At 51.7% G+C, this 17,134-nt stretch carries 16 protein-coding genes; 8 read left to right on the top strand and 8 right to left on the bottom strand.

What is annotated here, in order from left to right; all coding sequences use genetic code 11:
- Positions 1–29 precede the first annotated feature (29 nt).
- A complete protein-coding gene (locus AAC022_RS00375) occupies positions 30–239 on the top strand; it encodes a DUF1653 domain-containing protein (RefSeq protein ID WP_339726887.1) in 210 nt (69 codons plus the stop codon).
- Between the two features lie 26 nt (positions 240–265).
- Here AAC022_RS00375 and AAC022_RS00380 read toward each other — a convergent pair whose 3' ends face one another.
- Positions 266–454, bottom strand: coding sequence for a CPXCG motif-containing cysteine-rich protein (locus tag AAC022_RS00380; RefSeq protein WP_339726889.1), 189 nt, complete (start codon positions 452–454; stop codon positions 266–268).
- Between the two features lie 228 nt (positions 455–682).
- Between AAC022_RS00380 and AAC022_RS00385 the strand changes: the two genes are divergently transcribed.
- The 4 genes from AAC022_RS00385 to AAC022_RS00400 all read left to right on the top strand — a co-directional run bounded on the left by AAC022_RS00385 (position 683) and on the right by AAC022_RS00400 (position 2,979).
- Positions 683–1,690, top strand: coding sequence for a TIGR00341 family protein (locus AAC022_RS00385; protein ID WP_339726891.1), 1,008 nt, complete (start codon positions 683–685; stop codon positions 1,688–1,690).
- A 190-nt stretch (positions 1,691–1,880) separates the two neighbouring features.
- Positions 1,881–2,105 (top strand): hypothetical protein, encoded by a 225-nt coding sequence (locus AAC022_RS00390; protein ID WP_339726893.1) that lies wholly within the window; start codon positions 1,881–1,883, stop codon positions 2,103–2,105.
- 60 nt (positions 2,106–2,165) lie between these two features.
- Positions 2,166–2,627, top strand: coding sequence for a DoxX family protein (locus tag AAC022_RS00395; RefSeq protein ID WP_339726895.1), 462 nt, complete (start codon positions 2,166–2,168; stop codon positions 2,625–2,627).
- Positions 2,620–2,979 carry a dual specificity protein phosphatase gene (locus AAC022_RS00400; RefSeq protein ID WP_339726897.1) on the top strand — a complete coding sequence of 120 codons (360 nt, stop codon included), beginning with the start codon at positions 2,620–2,622 and terminating at the stop codon, positions 2,977–2,979. Before AAC022_RS00395 ends, AAC022_RS00400 begins: the two co-directional genes overlap by 8 nt.
- Positions 2,980–3,081: 102 nt before the next feature.
- Here the strand turns inward: AAC022_RS00400 and AAC022_RS00405 are convergent, their stop codons facing one another.
- The 5 genes from AAC022_RS00405 to AAC022_RS00425 form a co-directional block, all read right to left on the bottom strand.
- Complete coding sequence (locus AAC022_RS00405; RefSeq protein ID WP_339726899.1) at positions 3,082–4,701, bottom strand: hypothetical protein; 1,620 nt, start codon at positions 4,699–4,701, stop codon at positions 3,082–3,084.
- A 245-nt stretch (positions 4,702–4,946) separates the two neighbouring features.
- Entirely contained in the window at positions 4,947–6,665 is a 1,719-nt protein-coding gene (locus AAC022_RS00410; protein ID WP_339726901.1) for an EAL domain-containing protein, read from the bottom strand.
- Between the two features lie 409 nt (positions 6,666–7,074).
- On the bottom strand, positions 7,075–7,521 hold the full coding sequence (locus AAC022_RS00415) for a DoxX family protein (protein WP_339726903.1): 447 nt from the start codon (positions 7,519–7,521) through the stop codon (positions 7,075–7,077).
- 49 nt (positions 7,522–7,570) lie between these two features.
- Entirely contained in the window at positions 7,571–8,269 is a 699-nt protein-coding gene (locus AAC022_RS00420) for a pirin family protein (RefSeq protein ID WP_339726905.1), read from the bottom strand.
- Positions 8,270–8,338: 69 nt separating this feature from the next.
- Positions 8,339–8,830 (bottom strand): MarR family transcriptional regulator, encoded by a 492-nt coding sequence (locus tag AAC022_RS00425; protein ID WP_339726907.1) that lies wholly within the window; start codon positions 8,828–8,830, stop codon positions 8,339–8,341.
- Between the two features lie 182 nt (positions 8,831–9,012).
- Here AAC022_RS00425 and AAC022_RS00430 point away from each other — a divergent pair, with 182 nt between their 5' ends.
- The 3 genes from AAC022_RS00430 (at position 9,013) to AAC022_RS00440 (ending at position 11,478) form a co-directional block, all read left to right on the top strand.
- Positions 9,013–9,534, top strand: a complete 522-nt coding sequence (locus AAC022_RS00430) for a hypothetical protein (protein WP_339726910.1) — start codon at positions 9,013–9,015, stop codon at positions 9,532–9,534.
- Positions 9,535–9,769: 235 nt separating this feature from the next.
- Positions 9,770–10,336, top strand: a complete 567-nt coding sequence (locus AAC022_RS00435; RefSeq protein ID WP_339726913.1) for a hypothetical protein — start codon at positions 9,770–9,772, stop codon at positions 10,334–10,336.
- Positions 10,337–10,410: 74 nt separating this feature from the next.
- Positions 10,411–11,478 carry a hypothetical protein gene (locus tag AAC022_RS00440; protein ID WP_339726915.1) on the top strand — a complete coding sequence of 356 codons (1,068 nt, stop codon included), beginning with the start codon at positions 10,411–10,413 and terminating at the stop codon, positions 11,476–11,478.
- Between the two features lie 6 nt (positions 11,479–11,484).
- On the opposite strand, the gene AAC022_RS00445 is transcribed toward AAC022_RS00440, so the two are convergent.
- Together AAC022_RS00445 and AAC022_RS00450 are read right to left on the bottom strand one after the other, a co-directional pair.
- Complete coding sequence (locus AAC022_RS00445; RefSeq protein ID WP_339726916.1) at positions 11,485–14,946, bottom strand: efflux RND transporter permease subunit; 3,462 nt, start codon at positions 14,944–14,946, stop codon at positions 11,485–11,487.
- Between the two features lie 3 nt (positions 14,947–14,949).
- The gene (locus AAC022_RS00450) at positions 14,950–17,064 is read right to left on the bottom strand and encodes an efflux RND transporter periplasmic adaptor subunit (RefSeq protein WP_339726917.1); all 2,115 of its coding nucleotides are present in this window, start codon (positions 17,062–17,064) and stop codon (positions 14,950–14,952) included.
- Positions 17,065–17,134 lie beyond the last annotated feature (70 nt).

A 17,134-nucleotide genomic window follows, 5' to 3' on the forward strand; every position in this document is an offset into this window, starting at 1 on the left:
AAGGAATGTCATCAAGGAGATCAACTGCAGTGAAGCCAGGTCGATATCGTCATTATAAAGGCAAAGACTATCTCGTCATCGAGGTTGCGCGTCACAGTGAAACTGAAGAAGAAATGGTCGTTTATCGGCAGGACTATGGCGAATGCAGCCTGTGGGTACGGCCGAAGGAAATGTTTCAGGAGACGGTTGAAGTCGATGGACAGCAGGTGCCTCGCTTTCAGTTTGTGAGTCCGGAATAAGGAACACTGCGCTGCGTTAACCCCGCCTATTCGTCCTCTGCTTCTGCCCAGATTCGCACGGCACCATCGGGATCAACGTGCACGTGAATGACGCTCGGGTGACAGCAAACGGGACAGTCCTCCACATACTCCTGTTCGGTGCCTTCCGTCAGATCAACGGGAATGACGATTTCTTCGCCACAGGCGTCACAGAGATAGCTGGCTTCATCCTGCATTGGTTTGTCTCCCTTAACGCGATTCTTATATAATACTGTATTTGTCGGTTTCGCTGTCTCGCTAATGGTTGAGCTATTGAAGGTTGCGCTGCATGAAAGTAAACCGCTCTCAGCCTTTCATTCTACCAATTTTAATCTGATGCAGGTAGAATTTTTAATCAGCGCATATAGAATCTGCCTCAATTCAGTCGAAACACAGTTCACTCATCTTCAACCAAGAGAGACACAATGATTCTGCGGGTCATGCAAATATTCATTCCAGAGAGCAACCATGAAAAACTAGAGGAACTTCTGGAAGGGCGCGAAATTCTCGGTCGTTGGCGAGACACGGACGCGGATCAACTGGTACTGCACCTGCTGGTTCCTGCCGAGGAAACGGAACCGATTATGGATCGGTTTGAACAGGAATACGCAGACACGAAAGGGTTTCATGTGCTTCTGTTTCCGGTGGAAGCGGTGCTGCCGCGTGTGATACCGGAACCTGAAGAAGATGCAGCACAGGAATCAGATCCATCAGAAGAAAAACGCTACGGTAAGCAGCGGATCAGCCGCGAGGAACTCTACTCGAATGTCAACGAGGGACTGGGTGTCACGCGTGTGTTTATGGGGTTGGCAGCACTTTCCGTTGTTGTGGCTGCAGTCGGACTACTGCGGGATGATGTGGCGGTGATTATTGGCGCGATGGTGATTGCCCCCCTGTTGGGACCAAATGTGGCGATGTCACTGGCGACGACCCTGGGCGATTTTGATCTGCTCCGCCGCGCATTGATCACCAACATCGCCGGTTCCTCGGCTGCTTTCGGCTTAGCCATCTGTGGCGGATTGCTATTCATAGTCGACCCGGAGATTCCCTCAATCGCTTCTCGGACCCAAGTTGATATCGGTGATATCCTGCTGGCATTGGCCGCCGGTTGTGCAGGGACACTGGCATTCACTCAAGGTCTCTCTGGTGCCGTGATCGGCGTGATGGTGGCGGTCGCTCTTGTGCCGCCGCTGGTGACGTGCGGCATGCTGCTGGGAAACGGTTCTTTTGCGTTGGCGAGTGGTGCGTTTCTGCTGACGATTACGAACGTGATCTGCATTAACCTGGCCGGAGTGGCGACGTTTCTGTTACAGGGCGTTCGGCCTCGGAGCTGGTGGGAAGTCAAACGGGCTCGAAAAGCAACGACGCAGGCAATATTGATCTGGATTGTGCTCTTGCTGATTCTGGGCCTGGTGCTGTGGTTGAATCAGTGAGAAGTTAAACTCCAGTTATGCCTGATTCTAGCTAATTCCTGATCGTGCTGCTAAAATGCTGCTTGAACTCGGTTCCAGAGCAGTACTCATCGCTCAGTTTGAGCCGATTCCCTAAATTTCCCGGGGCTTACTCCCCTGGGCTTACCCAGACATAAATTCATCAATCATCTCATAAACGGAGACTAGCCAGATGGCTAATAAAAAACAGCAGAAAAAGAAAGATCGCGAAAAACGCGTCGCCAAGAAAAAACATCTTGATGACATCAAAAAGATGACTCAGGAGAAAACCAATCAGGAATCGAAAAAACCGATTCCCGCGCGTGCCAAGATTATGCAGTCCGCAGTTCCCAAAACAGACAACGTTGCGAATGTGAATAAGAAAAGTACATTCACTCAACGGCGGACGGGCGGCTGATCTAAGCGTTTCTCCCGTTTATGGTTCTCCAGAAGCCAGCTTGCGAAAGGAACCGTTGAGATGAGTTTGTTCACAAAAACATTGCAAACAAAAGCTTCACCGGCGGTGATACTGATCCGGTTACTGGTCGGTCTGGTCTTTCTTTCGGAAGGGATTCAGAAGTTTCTGTATCCGGAACTCCGAGGCGCCGGTCGATTTGTGAAGATCGGTTTGCCGGAACCGGAGTTCCTGTCATACTTCGTCGCCGGCTTTGAAGTCGTGTGTGGCGTGCTGATTGTGCTGGGGCTGCTAACGCGGCTGGCGGTGCTGCCAACGATTACGATCATGCTGGTTGCGATTTTCTCAACGAAAATCCCGATGCTATCGGACAAAGGATTCTGGGACATGGCGCACGCGGCCCGTACCGATTTCTCGATGCTACTGGGCTCACTGTTTCTGCTGATTGTGGGTGCCGGCCCGCTTTCACTTGACGCCATCCTGTCATGGAAGAAAAAGGCCAGAAAAAAATCTGCTGATGCGTGAAGTCCTTTCCCAGTTGTTATGGATTGGCAATGCACGGGATGCCCGCGATGTGAAAGGTGTGCTGGATCTTGGAATAGCAGCCGTCATTGACCTGGCGCTGGAAGAACCGCCGATCACTTTTCCGCGAGAGATCGTCTACTGTCGTCTGCCTTTGATCGACGGCGAAGAAAATAACCCGGCAATCCTGCAAACGGCGATTGAGACAACAACACGGTTCATTCAATCGGAAGTCCCCACACTCATCGCGTGCAGTGGTGGCATGAGTCGTTCCCCAGCAATCGCCGCTGCCGCCGGCCCCTGTGATGTGGCGCCTGGTTTGTGGAATGCGATTCAAGCATTGCTGGAATCGTGATTAGTCTACCCAACGCGATTAATTCGCAGCGGTCTGAGATGGATTTACGGTTCTGACGACATCGAAACGGGATTGTGTTTCTCTTGTCTGGTCCATCGTCGTTTACTCTTCCGGCGGCTCGCCCTTGAGGATTTTCTGTATATTGTGACGTAGACTCTCACTCGGTTCTACTTCCGCCGCCTGTTTTAATGGCGCGAACGACTGCGCCGCTTCTCCCCAGGTCGCCAGAGCGGCCACCGCTATATTTCGGTTGCGCACCACCGGACTTTTCAAACCGGCTTCAATCAAAACAGAGCCGTGACCGGGAAACCGACGCAGTTCCTGCAGGATAAAATCGAGACAGGAGTGCTGTTCATATTCCGGGCCAATGCCGAGCGCATCATCTGCGCCACTGGCAATCGATGCTAAGTCCAGCGACTGTTCGGCGAATTCCAGCACTTGTGAAATTTGCGATTCATCACAGACCAGCATCAGATTGAACCAGCGACCGGAATCGTGAGGCAGTTCCTGCAAACGTTTCCAGTGATAATCCCAGGTGGGCATCTCAAGTACGCGGGCGACTTGATTCGCTGCATAAAAGTCCTGTTCGTAAAGACTTTCGAGTCCTCGCTGTACACGGTCCGACCACTCGGGTCGATCCAGATTCTGATTACAAATCGTTAACAGTTCCTGGCGACGCTGCGCCGTCCAACCTCGCTCTGAACGAGATCCCCAGTCGGCTTCCTCATTCTTTAGAAACTGTTGAATCGAACTCACATGTAGAAAATCAGTCAGTCTCTCTATAGCCGTTTCAAGCTGTTGAAGAAACAATTCGACCACAATCGCGCCGTCATCGTAATCGTCCATATCTTCCGCGGGACCACCGTTAATCAGAGCTTCGATGAGTTCTCCCGCTGAAGTGAGCAGTTCACGATCGACGTATGGTTCACTGAGCGCAGCACATAGACCGCCTGTCGTCGCGCAAGTAAATGCCAGGTATTCATTTAAAATGGAGTTGCGGAATCCTTCGCGCAACAGCCAGTTCTTGATTTCGCTGTTTTCCGTTTCTGCCAGCCGCTCCACGACATGAATCCGTCCCCAGCCATCAACGTTACGCGCCAGTTCCCATAACGCCAGCTCACTCTCTTCAGCTATATTCCCGAGTGCTACCGAACAATAAAGTGTGAACTCATCGTGTCGACCCAGTATTTGAAACAACAGGGTATTTTCGGCGACCTGATAGAGCCCGAGAATCGCAATCCCGAATTTGACGGTTTCGCGATCAGGGGCTTCCGTCGCGAACGAAGACGCCAGTTCATAGAGCCGCTCATGATTGAGTTTCTGCTCGTTCAACAGACTCTCGATCACCGCATCGATCATGGAGACGATACTCTCGTTGAGAATGTGCTGGTACAGCGCATATTTATTCGCGGCTGTCGGCTGATCACAATAATTCAATAGCAGCGTGACTGTTTTTTGCACTTGCTCCTGTGCGTTGCCGTTTCCGCCGTGATGCGTCAATACGCCATCCAGGGCACCGGCGGCCCAACGCAATTCCGATCCCTCGTTGATGCGTGCTTCATCGGGCAGAACGTAGCCCGCTTCTATTAAGCCGAATTGATCCGGATTAATGTGAGCGCAGATATGCTCATAGATTGAAGGCCGAGTATCCCACGGCATCGTGTCAGGAATGTCACCTGATTCAAAGTCTTTTTCCCCAAACAATTGATTAAAGAATCCCATCCTCTCTGGTTCGTCCTCTTGAAAACCATATTCATCACAGAGACTCGTGTCTCTTAGTTTAATGCAACATGGGGTTCAAGACACAAATTAATCCCCTCTGGTTCATGGAAAATTGAACATTAAAACAAATGTTCTAAAATCCATGTGCGCAGCGGGAAAGAATGGTTGTTACGTAGGATCATCCGATGAGGTGGGCTAGCGAGAAGGGGTAAAAAAACGGCCTGGAATGACGTTCCTGACTTGGATCAGACGCTGGCCATGCTGGGGGATGGCCATTTTTCGTTAAGAATTTCCTTCTCCAGATCAGCGGCAATGAGTGGTTTCGAAAAGAAATAACCTTGTCCGTACCGACAGCCCAATGCCTGCAGCAAAGCCAGTTGTTCTGCGTTTTCAATGCCTTCGGCAATCACTTCCAGCCCCAGTTTTTCAGCCAGAATGATTAACGCCTCGATCAACATCACTTCACGGTCGCGATCGGATCTTTTGACAAACTCACGATCCAGTTTCAAAACATCGATCGGAAAATCACAGAGACAAGACAGGGAAGAATAACCGGTGCCGAAGTCATCGATGTCAATATTCACACCCAGCTTTTTCAGTTCATTCAAAATGGATACCGAGATCTCACGATCATGCATAATGATGCTTTCGGTGACTTCCAGATGAAGACATTCGGGAGGAATCTCATACTTCTGCAGTGCCTCTTTCACAACTGTCACCAATGTAGGGTGTTCCAATTGTTTGCGCGAGACATTCACATGTAGATTTGCCGGAGCGAGCGGCCCCAGAGTCTTTCGCCATTCGCTGAGCTGGCGACAGGCTTCATGCACAACAAAGTTGCCGACGGGAATGATCAGATCCATCTCTTCTGCAATTGAAATGAATTCATCCGGCGGAATCATCCCACTTTCGGGGTGGAACCAGCGAATCAGCGCTTCGACGCCTCGGAATTCTCCCGATTCCAACTCGACGATCGGCTGATAAAAGAGCGTTAATTCATCTCTTGAAATCACATCACGAAGTTCGTTCTCAATATAGAGTCGCTTCTGTGCCTTATCACGCAGTACCTGGTCGAACACAATCGGGCGATCAACTTTTGCCGCTTTCGCTTCGTACATGGCAAGATCGGCGTTGCTGAGCATCTCACTCGCCGTTTCCGAGAGATGTTCGCTGGTAACAATGCCGACACTGGCACTGGAGTAGATCGTATAGCCCCCCAGTTGATAAGGCTTTGATAAATCTTTCTGGAGTCTTTCAGCAACATGCATCGCAACTTCCGGTGCCGACAGATCATCCAGCAGCACGACAAACTCATCCCCACCCATGCGCGCTGCCTGAATGGAATCTGTCGAGCGGACCGCTTTTCTTAAACGATCGGCGATGGCCTCCAGAAGCTTGTCACCCACATCATGTCCCAAACTATCATTGATCAGCTTGAACCGATCAAAGTCCATGAACAACAAGGCAAAGTGATTGGTTGTTTTCTGATTGATGACCGTTTGAATGGATTGCAGGATCGCAGCCCGGTTCGGCAGCCCGGTTAAGGCATCACGGTGGGCAAGCTGATGCAGACTATCGAGTAGCCGCCTTTGTTCGCTGACATCAATTCGCAGCGCCAGATATCCCTTGATCTTTCCCTGTTCATCCAACATGGGAACGATGGTGGTATCAACCCAGTAGAAATTTCCGTTTTTGGCTCTGTTGCAGATCTCCCCCCGCCACATGGCACCGCGAGCAATCTTGCGATACATGTCTCTGAAGAATTCTGGAGGATGGTAACCTGAGCGCAGAATGCGATGATCGGCGCCAATCAATTCTTCGCGGCTGAAACCGGAAATGTTGCAGAAATTATCATTGGCTTCGAGAATTTCCCCCCGAACATCGGTAATCGCGACAATCCCGGCTTCGTCGACCGCGTCACGAAATGCTTTCAAACAGGTTAGTTCGGATTGAATCTCAGCCACTGCTTCTTCCCCGTTGATTGAAACGTCTTGTTGCCTCTGTCGCTTCTGCGAAATACCTTTCAGTAATATTTCGAGTGCACCATGACGTCATCATCTGTTACCCGATGGGTTCACAATTCTGGCACATGGAGTGCGCTAAAAGCTTAGATCACAGTGATGCCCACAAAGCTGATTAAACAATTAAAAACGGGATTCGCCTCATAAACAGGTCACTTTGTACGGGTTCTGAGTATTTTTACGCCTGAATTGTCCTCGCTTGAAGGGGCAATCGTAGATTCCCTCAGTGGGTTTCTTTCAGATTAATGACGCGTCAATCACCGTAAACGCAGACGAGTATGGCTCAATCTGAAACAGGAATCAGATTGAGCCACTCTACTCTCTCAATGAACTCATTTAGAAAGTGCATTGTTTATTCAGTCGCAGGACTAACCTGCGAACGGGAGGCCAGGCGGTGATCGAGACTCATCCGCCCGGGACCATTGGCCATCAGAAACAACATGGTCCCCATCAGTGCCAGATTTTTCATGAAGTGAATCATTTGCCCCTGTTGTGCCTGTGCGTCCTGTATGGTCCAGAAGTCATGGAAAAAGTATGTCGCCAGTACCAGGAATCCAAACAGCAACCCGGCTCCGATACGAGTCTTGAAGCCGGCAATAATTGACAGGCTGCCGACGATCAGGAACACAATCGCGCCGGCCAGCATGACTTTCGGGAGCGGAACCCCTTCCGAAGCCATGAAACCGGCGACGTTATTGAACTGCGGAATTTTGTTGCCCACGGCGCTCATCAGAAAAATGGTCGCGATCATGGTACGTCCCGCTAAGCTAACGAGCCCCTCTAATAGATGGTGTGACATCGGTTTCTCTTTCTCTTCGATAATGAATGTAGGTGAATTCAAACTCTGTTTAAGCCAGATCAAACAACATGATCTCGGCGTTGTCGGTCGCTTCAATCGTTAACTTCCCGATATCACTGACGGCGGCGCCATCGCTGGTATCGAGCGGCACCTCATTGAGCACTACCGCCCCACGAAGTACTTGCAGCCAGGCGTGCCTTCCTTCTGGCAGTTCATACGTGACCGTTTTCCCCTGGTCGATTTGCGATAGATAGATCCGCGCGTCCTGATGAATCAACAGCGCCCCCTGCTCTGCCTGAGGAGATGCAACGAGCCTCAACTGGTTCTGCTGTTCGCTATCGGGGAAGCGTTTCTGTTCGTAGCTCGGCTCGATTCCTTTCCGCTCGGGGAACAGCCAGATCTGATACAGGTGCACCGACTCGTTCTCTGACGGATTGAATTCGCTGTGCGTGATGCCGGTGCCTGCCGACATTCGCTGGAATTCGCCCGCTCGCAGCACTTCGCCGTGCCCCATAGAATCTTTATGTTCCAAAGCACCTTCCAGAACATAAGTCACAATCTCCATATCCCGGTGCGGATGTGTGCCGAACCCCTGACCGGGCTGAACGACATCTTCATTCATCACCCGTAGTGCCCGGAACCGCATGTGTTCCGGATCCTGGTAGTCGGCGAATGAAAACGTGTGAAATGTATCAAGCCAGCCATGGTCGGCATGGCCCCGCTCCTGTGCCTTGCGAATGCGAATCATTTTGAGATCCTTTCCTGACATTACTTCAATTTAATATTATTTACATGTAAACCATTTGGCTAAAAAAAATCAATCGGCGGCTTTCGACTCTACGACACAGCTCTGCCGCGCTTTGACCAGGAGACGATTTAGTTCCTTGAGTTCGTTCCGTGTCAAGTGTCCGATTAACTGCGTGTGTTGTTCACTCACCCGCTGATCCATTTGGTTCAACAGTTGCTCACCTTTGGCAGTAATTGCCACATAGACAACCCGCCGATCTTTCTTGCAACGTTTGCGTTCGACGAGTTCCTGCTCTTCCAGCCGATCAACTAAACCAGTGATCGCTGGTACGACTTGCACCATGCGACTGGCAATTTCCAAGCTGGGGAGCGGCTGCCCTTCGCCGCGGAGGATTCGCAACACATTATATTGAGAGCAGGTCAAACGATACTCACGAAACAACTTGCCGAGGCGGTTCTGAAACTGATCGCTGGTACGCAATAGGTTCAGAATCGCCTCGACCTCAGGGGACTCGAAGGCCTGCTTCTTCTTTAACTCCTGTTGTAGTTGTTTGTGTGTCATAGCTTGCTCCTGATCTCTGCCCATATACATTACATATAAACTATCGTCACGTCAACCTATTTTCTGAAATTCTTTTGGGGATGGATTTGACAAAAACCAGGATTTCAGTCATTCCGTCAGAACTTCTTAGCCAGATTCATTGTCGCTTCAGTGTCTATTTAAATCTTTTTTAAGGTACAGAGATGAATGATAAACCATGGTATGACCTGAGTGATTACAACATCCGACCATCAGGCAGGAACGCAAAAGCAGAAGACTTCAATGCCTTCGACGGGATATTTTCAGAACGAAACCGGTTTAACATACCCGGACCTATTTACTGCGGCCAGACAGACAACTGTCTGACAGGGCGACCTGAAGCACCTGACAATATCATGTTTGATTGTGATGGCTACGAGTTCATCTACTGCCAACCAATCAATCTTTACGAACTGGAAAACGTGGTGAGTGCTGCGAACGTCGACCCATTCTGTGGCTACGCGGCTGATGGGAATGAGCACTGGACTCTCTCACTGATCCGCGACTGGTGGAACACGCGATATGACCTGTTGTCAGATGCAGATTCACTACGTAAATGGAACAATAATGTGGATGAGTGGCAGTCCTATCTCAATGGCCCGGCAATCGAATATCTGCGGCAGTATGCATTTTATATCGAAGAAGGACGGTTGCCAGAGTTTCAGGATCATTTACCGCGATTGTGAGGAAGGGAATCAGTTTTGCGTGATTGATTTCCGGAGGACTGCGTCTTTTTTTTCTTGACCATTCAAACCAGACAATACATACTCATAAGGAACATAAAAATAGACCGGAGGAATCATGAATCGACTTTGCCTCTTCATTCTGCTACTTACCCCACTCCCCACACACGCCGAACCTTCTTCGGTGATTCACATTCTGGATCGGTCTTACCTCTCGTATGATGACTACAGTACTGATTTGAAAGGCAAGGACAAAACGATTTCCAAGCATCAAATCCTGAAGAACTATATCGTTTTTCTTGAAGACTTGAAAACAATTCAGAAACAGCAAAGGGACCTGCTCAGGAGCTTGATCCCAAAACACAAGCTTACTGCCGTGTATCTTGAACGACTCACCGAGAAAAATCATGAGAAGTTGATGGAGCTTCTCCAATTGTTAAAAAATCACGTGAAAAACTCAGAAACCCCACAAGGGGGACGTGACCAGTTGATTGAACATCAAAATATTATTGGTACGGCTGGTCAGCTTGCTATTTTAGGTGAGCTTAATACATTGCTCCCGGCAGATGACTCAAAAGCGCTGGAGGCAGCGCCCCCCGTTCGGTCTGAAGGCAAGATGATTACCGATAAGAAAGCAATCGAAGCCCGCGAGGACGCCATCGTGACGAACTTACTGAAAGCTGACGGCGTTGCAGTGATCTTCCTGAGTGGTGATCATGACCTGACCAACAACTTCAAGCGACTTGCCAAGGGGATCAAGTATCAGCGAGTAGCTGTGCCGAAATATAAAGAAGTTGTGAAGTGATTGAGCGAATAAAAACGTGGTTGATCATGTTCGTCTTGCTCCTCACTCTGCCGACGCAGTCAGCGGAGGCGTGTATGAGTTGCGCGAACAGTGCGACCGAGGTGCGGGTTCCGTTTCTTTGGCCATTGATTGGCATCTTTTTCGGCTGGCTGGTTCTGTCCCTGATTTTCAGTCGGCCTCTGGCGATGGGGGTCAAACGGTTTCTCTATTTCGGCGTGCCCCTATTGATCTTGGGGGTTCTGCTCATCATACCGCTCGGCGTCGGTCTGCCGGTGGTGCTCTGCTGGGTCTTGTATCTGCTGTTCCGAGTGCTGCAGTTCCTCACAATCAAAGATGAATGGCTGCGGAATAATTTGCGACCTTTCGGCGTGAATGCGATTGCGCTGACGCTGTCCTTCGTCTTGATCTTTGTCACAACGAGCCGGGCCAATTCGACGCCGGGACTGATTGCATCACTGGGTAAGCTCGGTCCGCACTCGACCGGCAGCGTTCACAACCTGATGTCGCGTTTGATCGAACGCGGGCCGGAAGTCGTCGCGCCTCTGAGTGCCGCGTTAGAATACGATTTTGAACGCTTTGATCATGTCAGTCCCTACCGAACCGTGCAGATCGCCTACTGTCTCCGCGCAATTGGCGGTGCCCAGGCCGAAGCCACACTGAAGCAAACCGTTGAACAAAGAGTGACGTTCCAAGACAGGTACAAAACGAGGTGGGAAACGGCGGTCTGTTATCTGTATGCCGAGTCTGCCCGGGAACGGGCGGTGCCGGCACTGATGAAACTACTGAATTCCGCTGAAGGGGAACAGGCGGGTCAGCAGAATCTTGCCGCGTTACTCGCACTGGCGCGAACACAAGATCCGACTGCGGTAGAAACCGTGCTGGACCATGCCACGTTTCTACAGGAACCGCTTAAGAAAAAACAGAACCATCATTGGCAAACCACGATCACCCGCTACACTCTGCAGGCACTCGCGGAAGGACAGAGTCCGGCCGACCTCAGTGCGAGCCCGGTTTATGAGCCGCTGCGTCTCGGCCTGAATCCTGACAGTCGAACCAAAACCGGGATCAAATGGGATCACGAATGGAACGGCGAGCTAGACATCGAAGCATTGAAAGCACACTGGTCTGTTCTATTGAATTAAGGAGACTTAATCTTCGACTCCGGACCAGTGCGGATCGCTCAGGCCGAGATTCATTTTGAATTCCTTATAAGCGACGAAGATCACAGGTACCACGAACAGTGTAATCAGTTCGACAGTCATGCCGCCGATCACGGGTAAGGCCATCGCTTTGGCGACGTCGGAGCCGCGCCCGGTAGAAAGGATCACAGGCATTAAAGCGATGATTGTTGTAAATGTCGTCATCAGGCAGGGACGAATTCGCTTGAGCCCGGCCTGGACGGCGGCGTTGCGAATATCTTCTTTCGTCTTCAGCCTTTTTCGGATGAAGATTTGATCGAGGTAAGTCGCCATTACGACGCCGTCATCCACGGCAATGCCGAACAGGGCAATGAAGCCGATCCAGACAGCGGTATTGATTTGAATCTCATTCCAGCCCAGAAAGATCATACCTCCGGCAAACGCGACTGGAATGCCAGCAAATACGGCGAGTGCGATCGGTAGATTACGAAACTGCAGATAGATAATAAACAGGTTCGTAAAGATCACCAGCGGCACCACCCACATCAGGCGGTTGTTGGCTTCAATCTGGTTTTGAAACGAGCCGACCGCCTGCAGTGCATAACCGGCGGGCAGATTCAACGATTCCTCTTTTTGCGCAGCGCGGAGACTGGTTTCGACCGCATTGACGGTTTCCAGCGCCCCTTCCTGACCAGACGATGAAAAGGAGACGTGTGCTACCAGCCGGGCGTCTTCGCTGTTGATCACGCCGGGTCCCCAGGTCGTTTTCATGTCCGACAGCAGGGAGAGCGGAATAATTTCCCCCGAATGCGTGACGACAGGGAGACGGTTCAACTCATTGATCTGTTCACGCAGATTGCGTTCATAACGGACGCGAATCGGGTAGCGTTCGCGACCTTCGACAGTTCGAGTGACATTCGAACCTCCCAACGCCGTTTCGATGATCTGGTTGACCATCGCCGTGGACATGCCGTAACGGGCCGCGGTTTCTCGATCGACGTCAAATTCGACATACGGTTTCCCCAACACAATATCGGGATTCACAGTCGCTGCATTGACCTGGGGAATCTGCTTCAAATGGTCGGCGACCGCGATCGAGGCTTCTGCCAGACCGTCCAGACTGTCGCCATAAATGCGAATGGCCATCGGTGCCTTGATGCCGCTCTGCAGCATGACCACACGACCTTCGATCGGCTGCAGCGGAGAAGCAGGTGTGACACCGGGCAGTGTCGCAACCGCGTTGATCTGCTCCCAGATTCCCTTGGAAGTCATGCCGGGCCGCCACTGATCGACGGGTTTGAGCATGACGTAGGTTTCAATCATCGCTGCGGGAGCGGGATCAAGGGCCGACTCGATACGACCGATTTTCCCAAGTACATTTTCGACTTCGGGAATCTGTCTGATCAGCGTATCCTGTGTCTGCAAAACCTCCATCGCCTGTGAGAAACTGGCAGCAGGATAAAGCGTCGGCATGTAAAACCAGCTCCCCTCGTCGAGGGCAATCCAGTCGTTAGAGGCTAATCCAGGGAAAAGATGCTTCGTTTCGACCCAGCCGGGCACCTCATTGGGCTCGACTCCCAGGAACCTCGCGACTTTTTCGAACGGCTTCATCACCGTTGCCATCCCGATCCAGGACCCCAGTCCCAGCACGACAATGAACGTGGGAAATGTAAAGAACAGAAATTTGTGTTTCATGAAAAAGCGGAGCGTGGGTTCATACAGAAAGTGAATGATGCGTCCCACCGGATTCTCATCGACGGGTCTGAGTCGTTCGGAGAGCATCCAGAAGCAGGCTATTCCCCCCACACCGGCACTCAACAGGACGAGTATCGGTAGACCTACAGGAATTCGCGCGAGATAGTCAGTACCAAAGGTCCAGGCGAGCACGCCACAGACCATCGCGAACACAACCGAGATGATCACGCGGCGGCGCCAAGGCCGTTGATTCGAATTGAGTAACAGGCGACTCAATAGAGGCACCAGCGTGATGGCGACGATCAAGGCTGCAATAATCGAAAACGTCTTAGTCCAGGCCAGCGGTGCGAAGAGTTTATAATCACGACCGGTAAGCATAAAGACCGGAAAAAAGCTGACGACTGTTGTCAACACAGCTGTGACGACCGCCGGCGCGACTTCGGTGGCGGAGTCATGGATGACCTTCAAACGCTGTTCCTTGCCACCGGGTCTCCCTTCCGTTTCCCACTCGGCGAGTCCGTCGTAGATCGATTCGGAAACGACAATCCCCATATCAACCATGGTGCCGATGGCTATCGCGATACCGGCCAGTGACATGATATTCGCATCAATGCCGAACACATTCATCGCGATGAACGCCATCAACACGGCGAGGGGAAGCGTGACGGCGACAACGAAACTCGCGCGTAAGTGCAGCAGAAACAGCAGAATGACGATCGCGGTAATAAAGACTTCCTGAGTGAGCGCTTCGGTCAGTGTGGCGATGGTTTCATTGATCAGACCGGTGCGGTCATAGACGAGTTTGAACTTCACTCCTTTCAGACTCGGCTCAATCTGTGCCATTTTGGCTTTGATACTGTCAATCACTTTGCGGGGATTTTCTCCGAACCGCATCACGACAACACCACCGACGGCTTCAGTGCCGTTGAGGTCGATGGCGCCGCGGCGGAACTCCGGACCGAGTTGTACGCGCCCGAGATCGCGAATGCGAATCGGCACGCCATCGCGCGAACGGACCACAGTCTGCTCTATGTCGCCAATTGCCTGGGTGGTGTTTTGTCCCGCGCCGATGAAACCGCGACCGCGGATGATGAATTCCATCCCCCCCGATTCGACCGTCTTCGCGCCGACATCAATGTTTGATTTGCGAACGGCTTCGATGACCTGATCGAGGGGAATATCGTGAAACCGAAGTTTATCGGGATCCACTTCGATCTGGTATTGTCGGACATAACCACCCACGCTGGCGACCTCGCTGACGCCGGGCACGGCTTGCAACTCATATTTGACGACGAAATCCTGCAGACTGCGCAATTCCGCAAGGTTCATTCCTTTCGGAGGTTCCAGCACATAATAGAGCACTTGACCTAACCCGGTTGCATCGGGTCCCAGAGTCGGAACAACCCCTTCCGGCAGGAGTGCTGCTGCGGTGCCCAGCTGTTCGACGACACGGGAGCGCGCCCAGTAAAAATCGGTACTGTCTTTGAAGGTGACCTGCACGAAGCTGTAACCGAACAGGCTCTTGCCGCGTACCGATTCCGCATTGGGGACGGCGAGCATCGAAACGGAGAGGGGATACGTGACCTGATCTTCGACGTCTTTGGGAGAACGTCCGGGCCAGGCAGTGAAGATGATGACCTGGTTTTCCCCGATGTTGGGAATGGCGTCGATCGGAACTTCGCGCACGCTATACCAGCCGAAGCCAATGAGGACTGCCGTGATGCAGAACATGATCAGCGGTTCGCGGATACTGAAGGAAATCAAGGTACGTAACATGGATTATTCTCCCTGAGTCCCTGAAGGTGATTGGCGGGGCTGTTTCTGCTGCGTCTGTGTGGCAGGTGCGGGCTGCTTTTTCGCTGCAGACTGTTTCGGCGCTGGTTCAAACGTTGGCACCAGTTCGCCGCAGTGCAACATCTGGCTACCGAAGTAGGGATTGACTAGTTTGTCATCTGGCTGAAGCCAGTCGCCTCCCCCTTGTGGAACCATCGGACAGAAGAAATGATGGAACGACTGTTTTGCTTCACTGCCCCGAACCTGAGTCGCCAGCTTAACCACTGCATGACTGATCGGCTTGAAGTTCTTGCGTGCCTTTTTGAGGGAGAGATGATGCAGATGTTCTGAATTGGTCGCGATCTGCTGGAACTCATCTTTCACTGGTTGACTGAGCTGGGAATCCTGAGCCAGTTGATCGGCCAGTTGATTCAGTGTCTTTGCCTGTTTTTCTGTTATTTTTTTGTCCGCAGCAAACTGTTTCTGAATGGCAAAGTAAGTGGTATAGAGCTGTTCCAGTGCCTTACCGGTCTGCCCGGAGAGTTTTTCAAGCTTGATCGAATCAAATTTGAGCGGTGAATTCTTCTGCTTCGTTTTTTTCTCGGGCACAAATCGTAGCGGATCAATCAGGCTCGGTTTGCCAGAAAGTTGCATCTGGGAATCAATCAGGAAGTTTCCGGCAGTGGCGACTTTCTCACCCGGTTTGACCCCATCCAGAATGACAGCAGTATTTCCGAGCAGCGGCCCCAGCGTAACCAGCCTGAGTTCGAAGCGGCCCGGTTTGGTTTCGACATAAACCACACTGTGGTCGCCGGCCATCAGCACAGCAGAACGCGGCACAGTGAGTGCTTTCCGCTGGGGAACGGGCTGATCGGTATAACCGAAGCGAGACGTGGGCACGAGTTTCATGCCACAAATCGGACAGTCGCCTGGCTGATCACGGATGATCTGGGGATGCATGGGACTGATCCATTTTCCGGCAAGCTCGGCATCGTAAACTTTTCCTTGCGGGCCGATGGGAACGGTGATCTGCGCTTTCGCATAATCGCCGGGCCTCAATTTTCCGTTTGTATTATGAAATTCAACACGTACTCCTACCGTTCGTCGCCTTTGATTGACAGTCGGGTCGATGAATACCACGCGGCCCTTCAAGATTTTTCCTGGCAATGACTGCAATTCAGCATCAACCTGTTGGCCGAAGCGAATCCGGGAGGCATCTTCTGGATAGAGTTCAAGCACGAGCCAGACAGTGGTCAGGTTGGCGATGCGGTAGATGGGCTCTCCGGCTTTGATGTATTTGCCTTCTTCCGCGAGTTTTTCGGTCACGGTCCCGCCGATGGGTGCGTAGATTGTGAGACGCGACTCGGCCTTGCCCGTTGATAACAGCTGGTTGATCTGTGCGTCTGTCATACCTAACTCGACGAGTTTCTGTCGCGAGTTCACAACAAGCTTTTCCTGCACCTCGCGTACTATAGAAAGCGCACCGGAAGTCATTCTTTTAAGCGCATTCCGTGCTTCCAACAGTTCCACCTGGGCAGAATACAGTTCGGGACTGTAAACAATTGCCAGATGATCGCCTTTCTCAACTTCCACGCCGGTATAGTCGGCGAACAGTTTTTCGATCCGCCCGTCAATATAGGCGGCGATCGTGGCCTGCCGACTCTCATCAATCTCAATCGCACCGATGGTTTCAATTGTGGTACTGACGGGTTCCAATTTTGCATCCGCGGTCTGAATGTTCGCTAAACGACGTTGGGCCGGCTCTATCGTAATCGCCATCTGATCGATATTGGCGCCGGACTTCGCTGCAGGCACCAGCGCCATACCACAGATCGGACAGCGGCCTGGCTTGGGCTGGCGGATTTGCGGATGCATCGGGCAGGTAAAGATCTGCTGCTTCCCGCCTTGAGTTGTGCTTGCCGGGGTGGAAAGACCGGCCTGAATCCATCCCAGTCGTTGTGCGACCCCCAGCAATACAATGAGAAACAGACCGACCGAAAGAAACAGGGCTGCCGGCAGCAATTTTCTCAGCCACCAGCGGCCTGATTTCGCATCGGGGGGCGGGGGTGCTATGATAGTCACAGGATTTTTTGCCGGTTCTTCTGTGGAAGATGTTGTCATCTTGCCTCTCCAAAAACAAAACAAGAGAGCGACCAGCCGGTACTTAACAACCAGCATTGGACCGTGCCGG

The sequence above is a fragment of the uncultured Gimesia sp. genome, from assembly GCF_963976445.1.
Lineage (GTDB): Bacteria > Planctomycetota > Planctomycetia > Planctomycetales > Planctomycetaceae > Gimesia.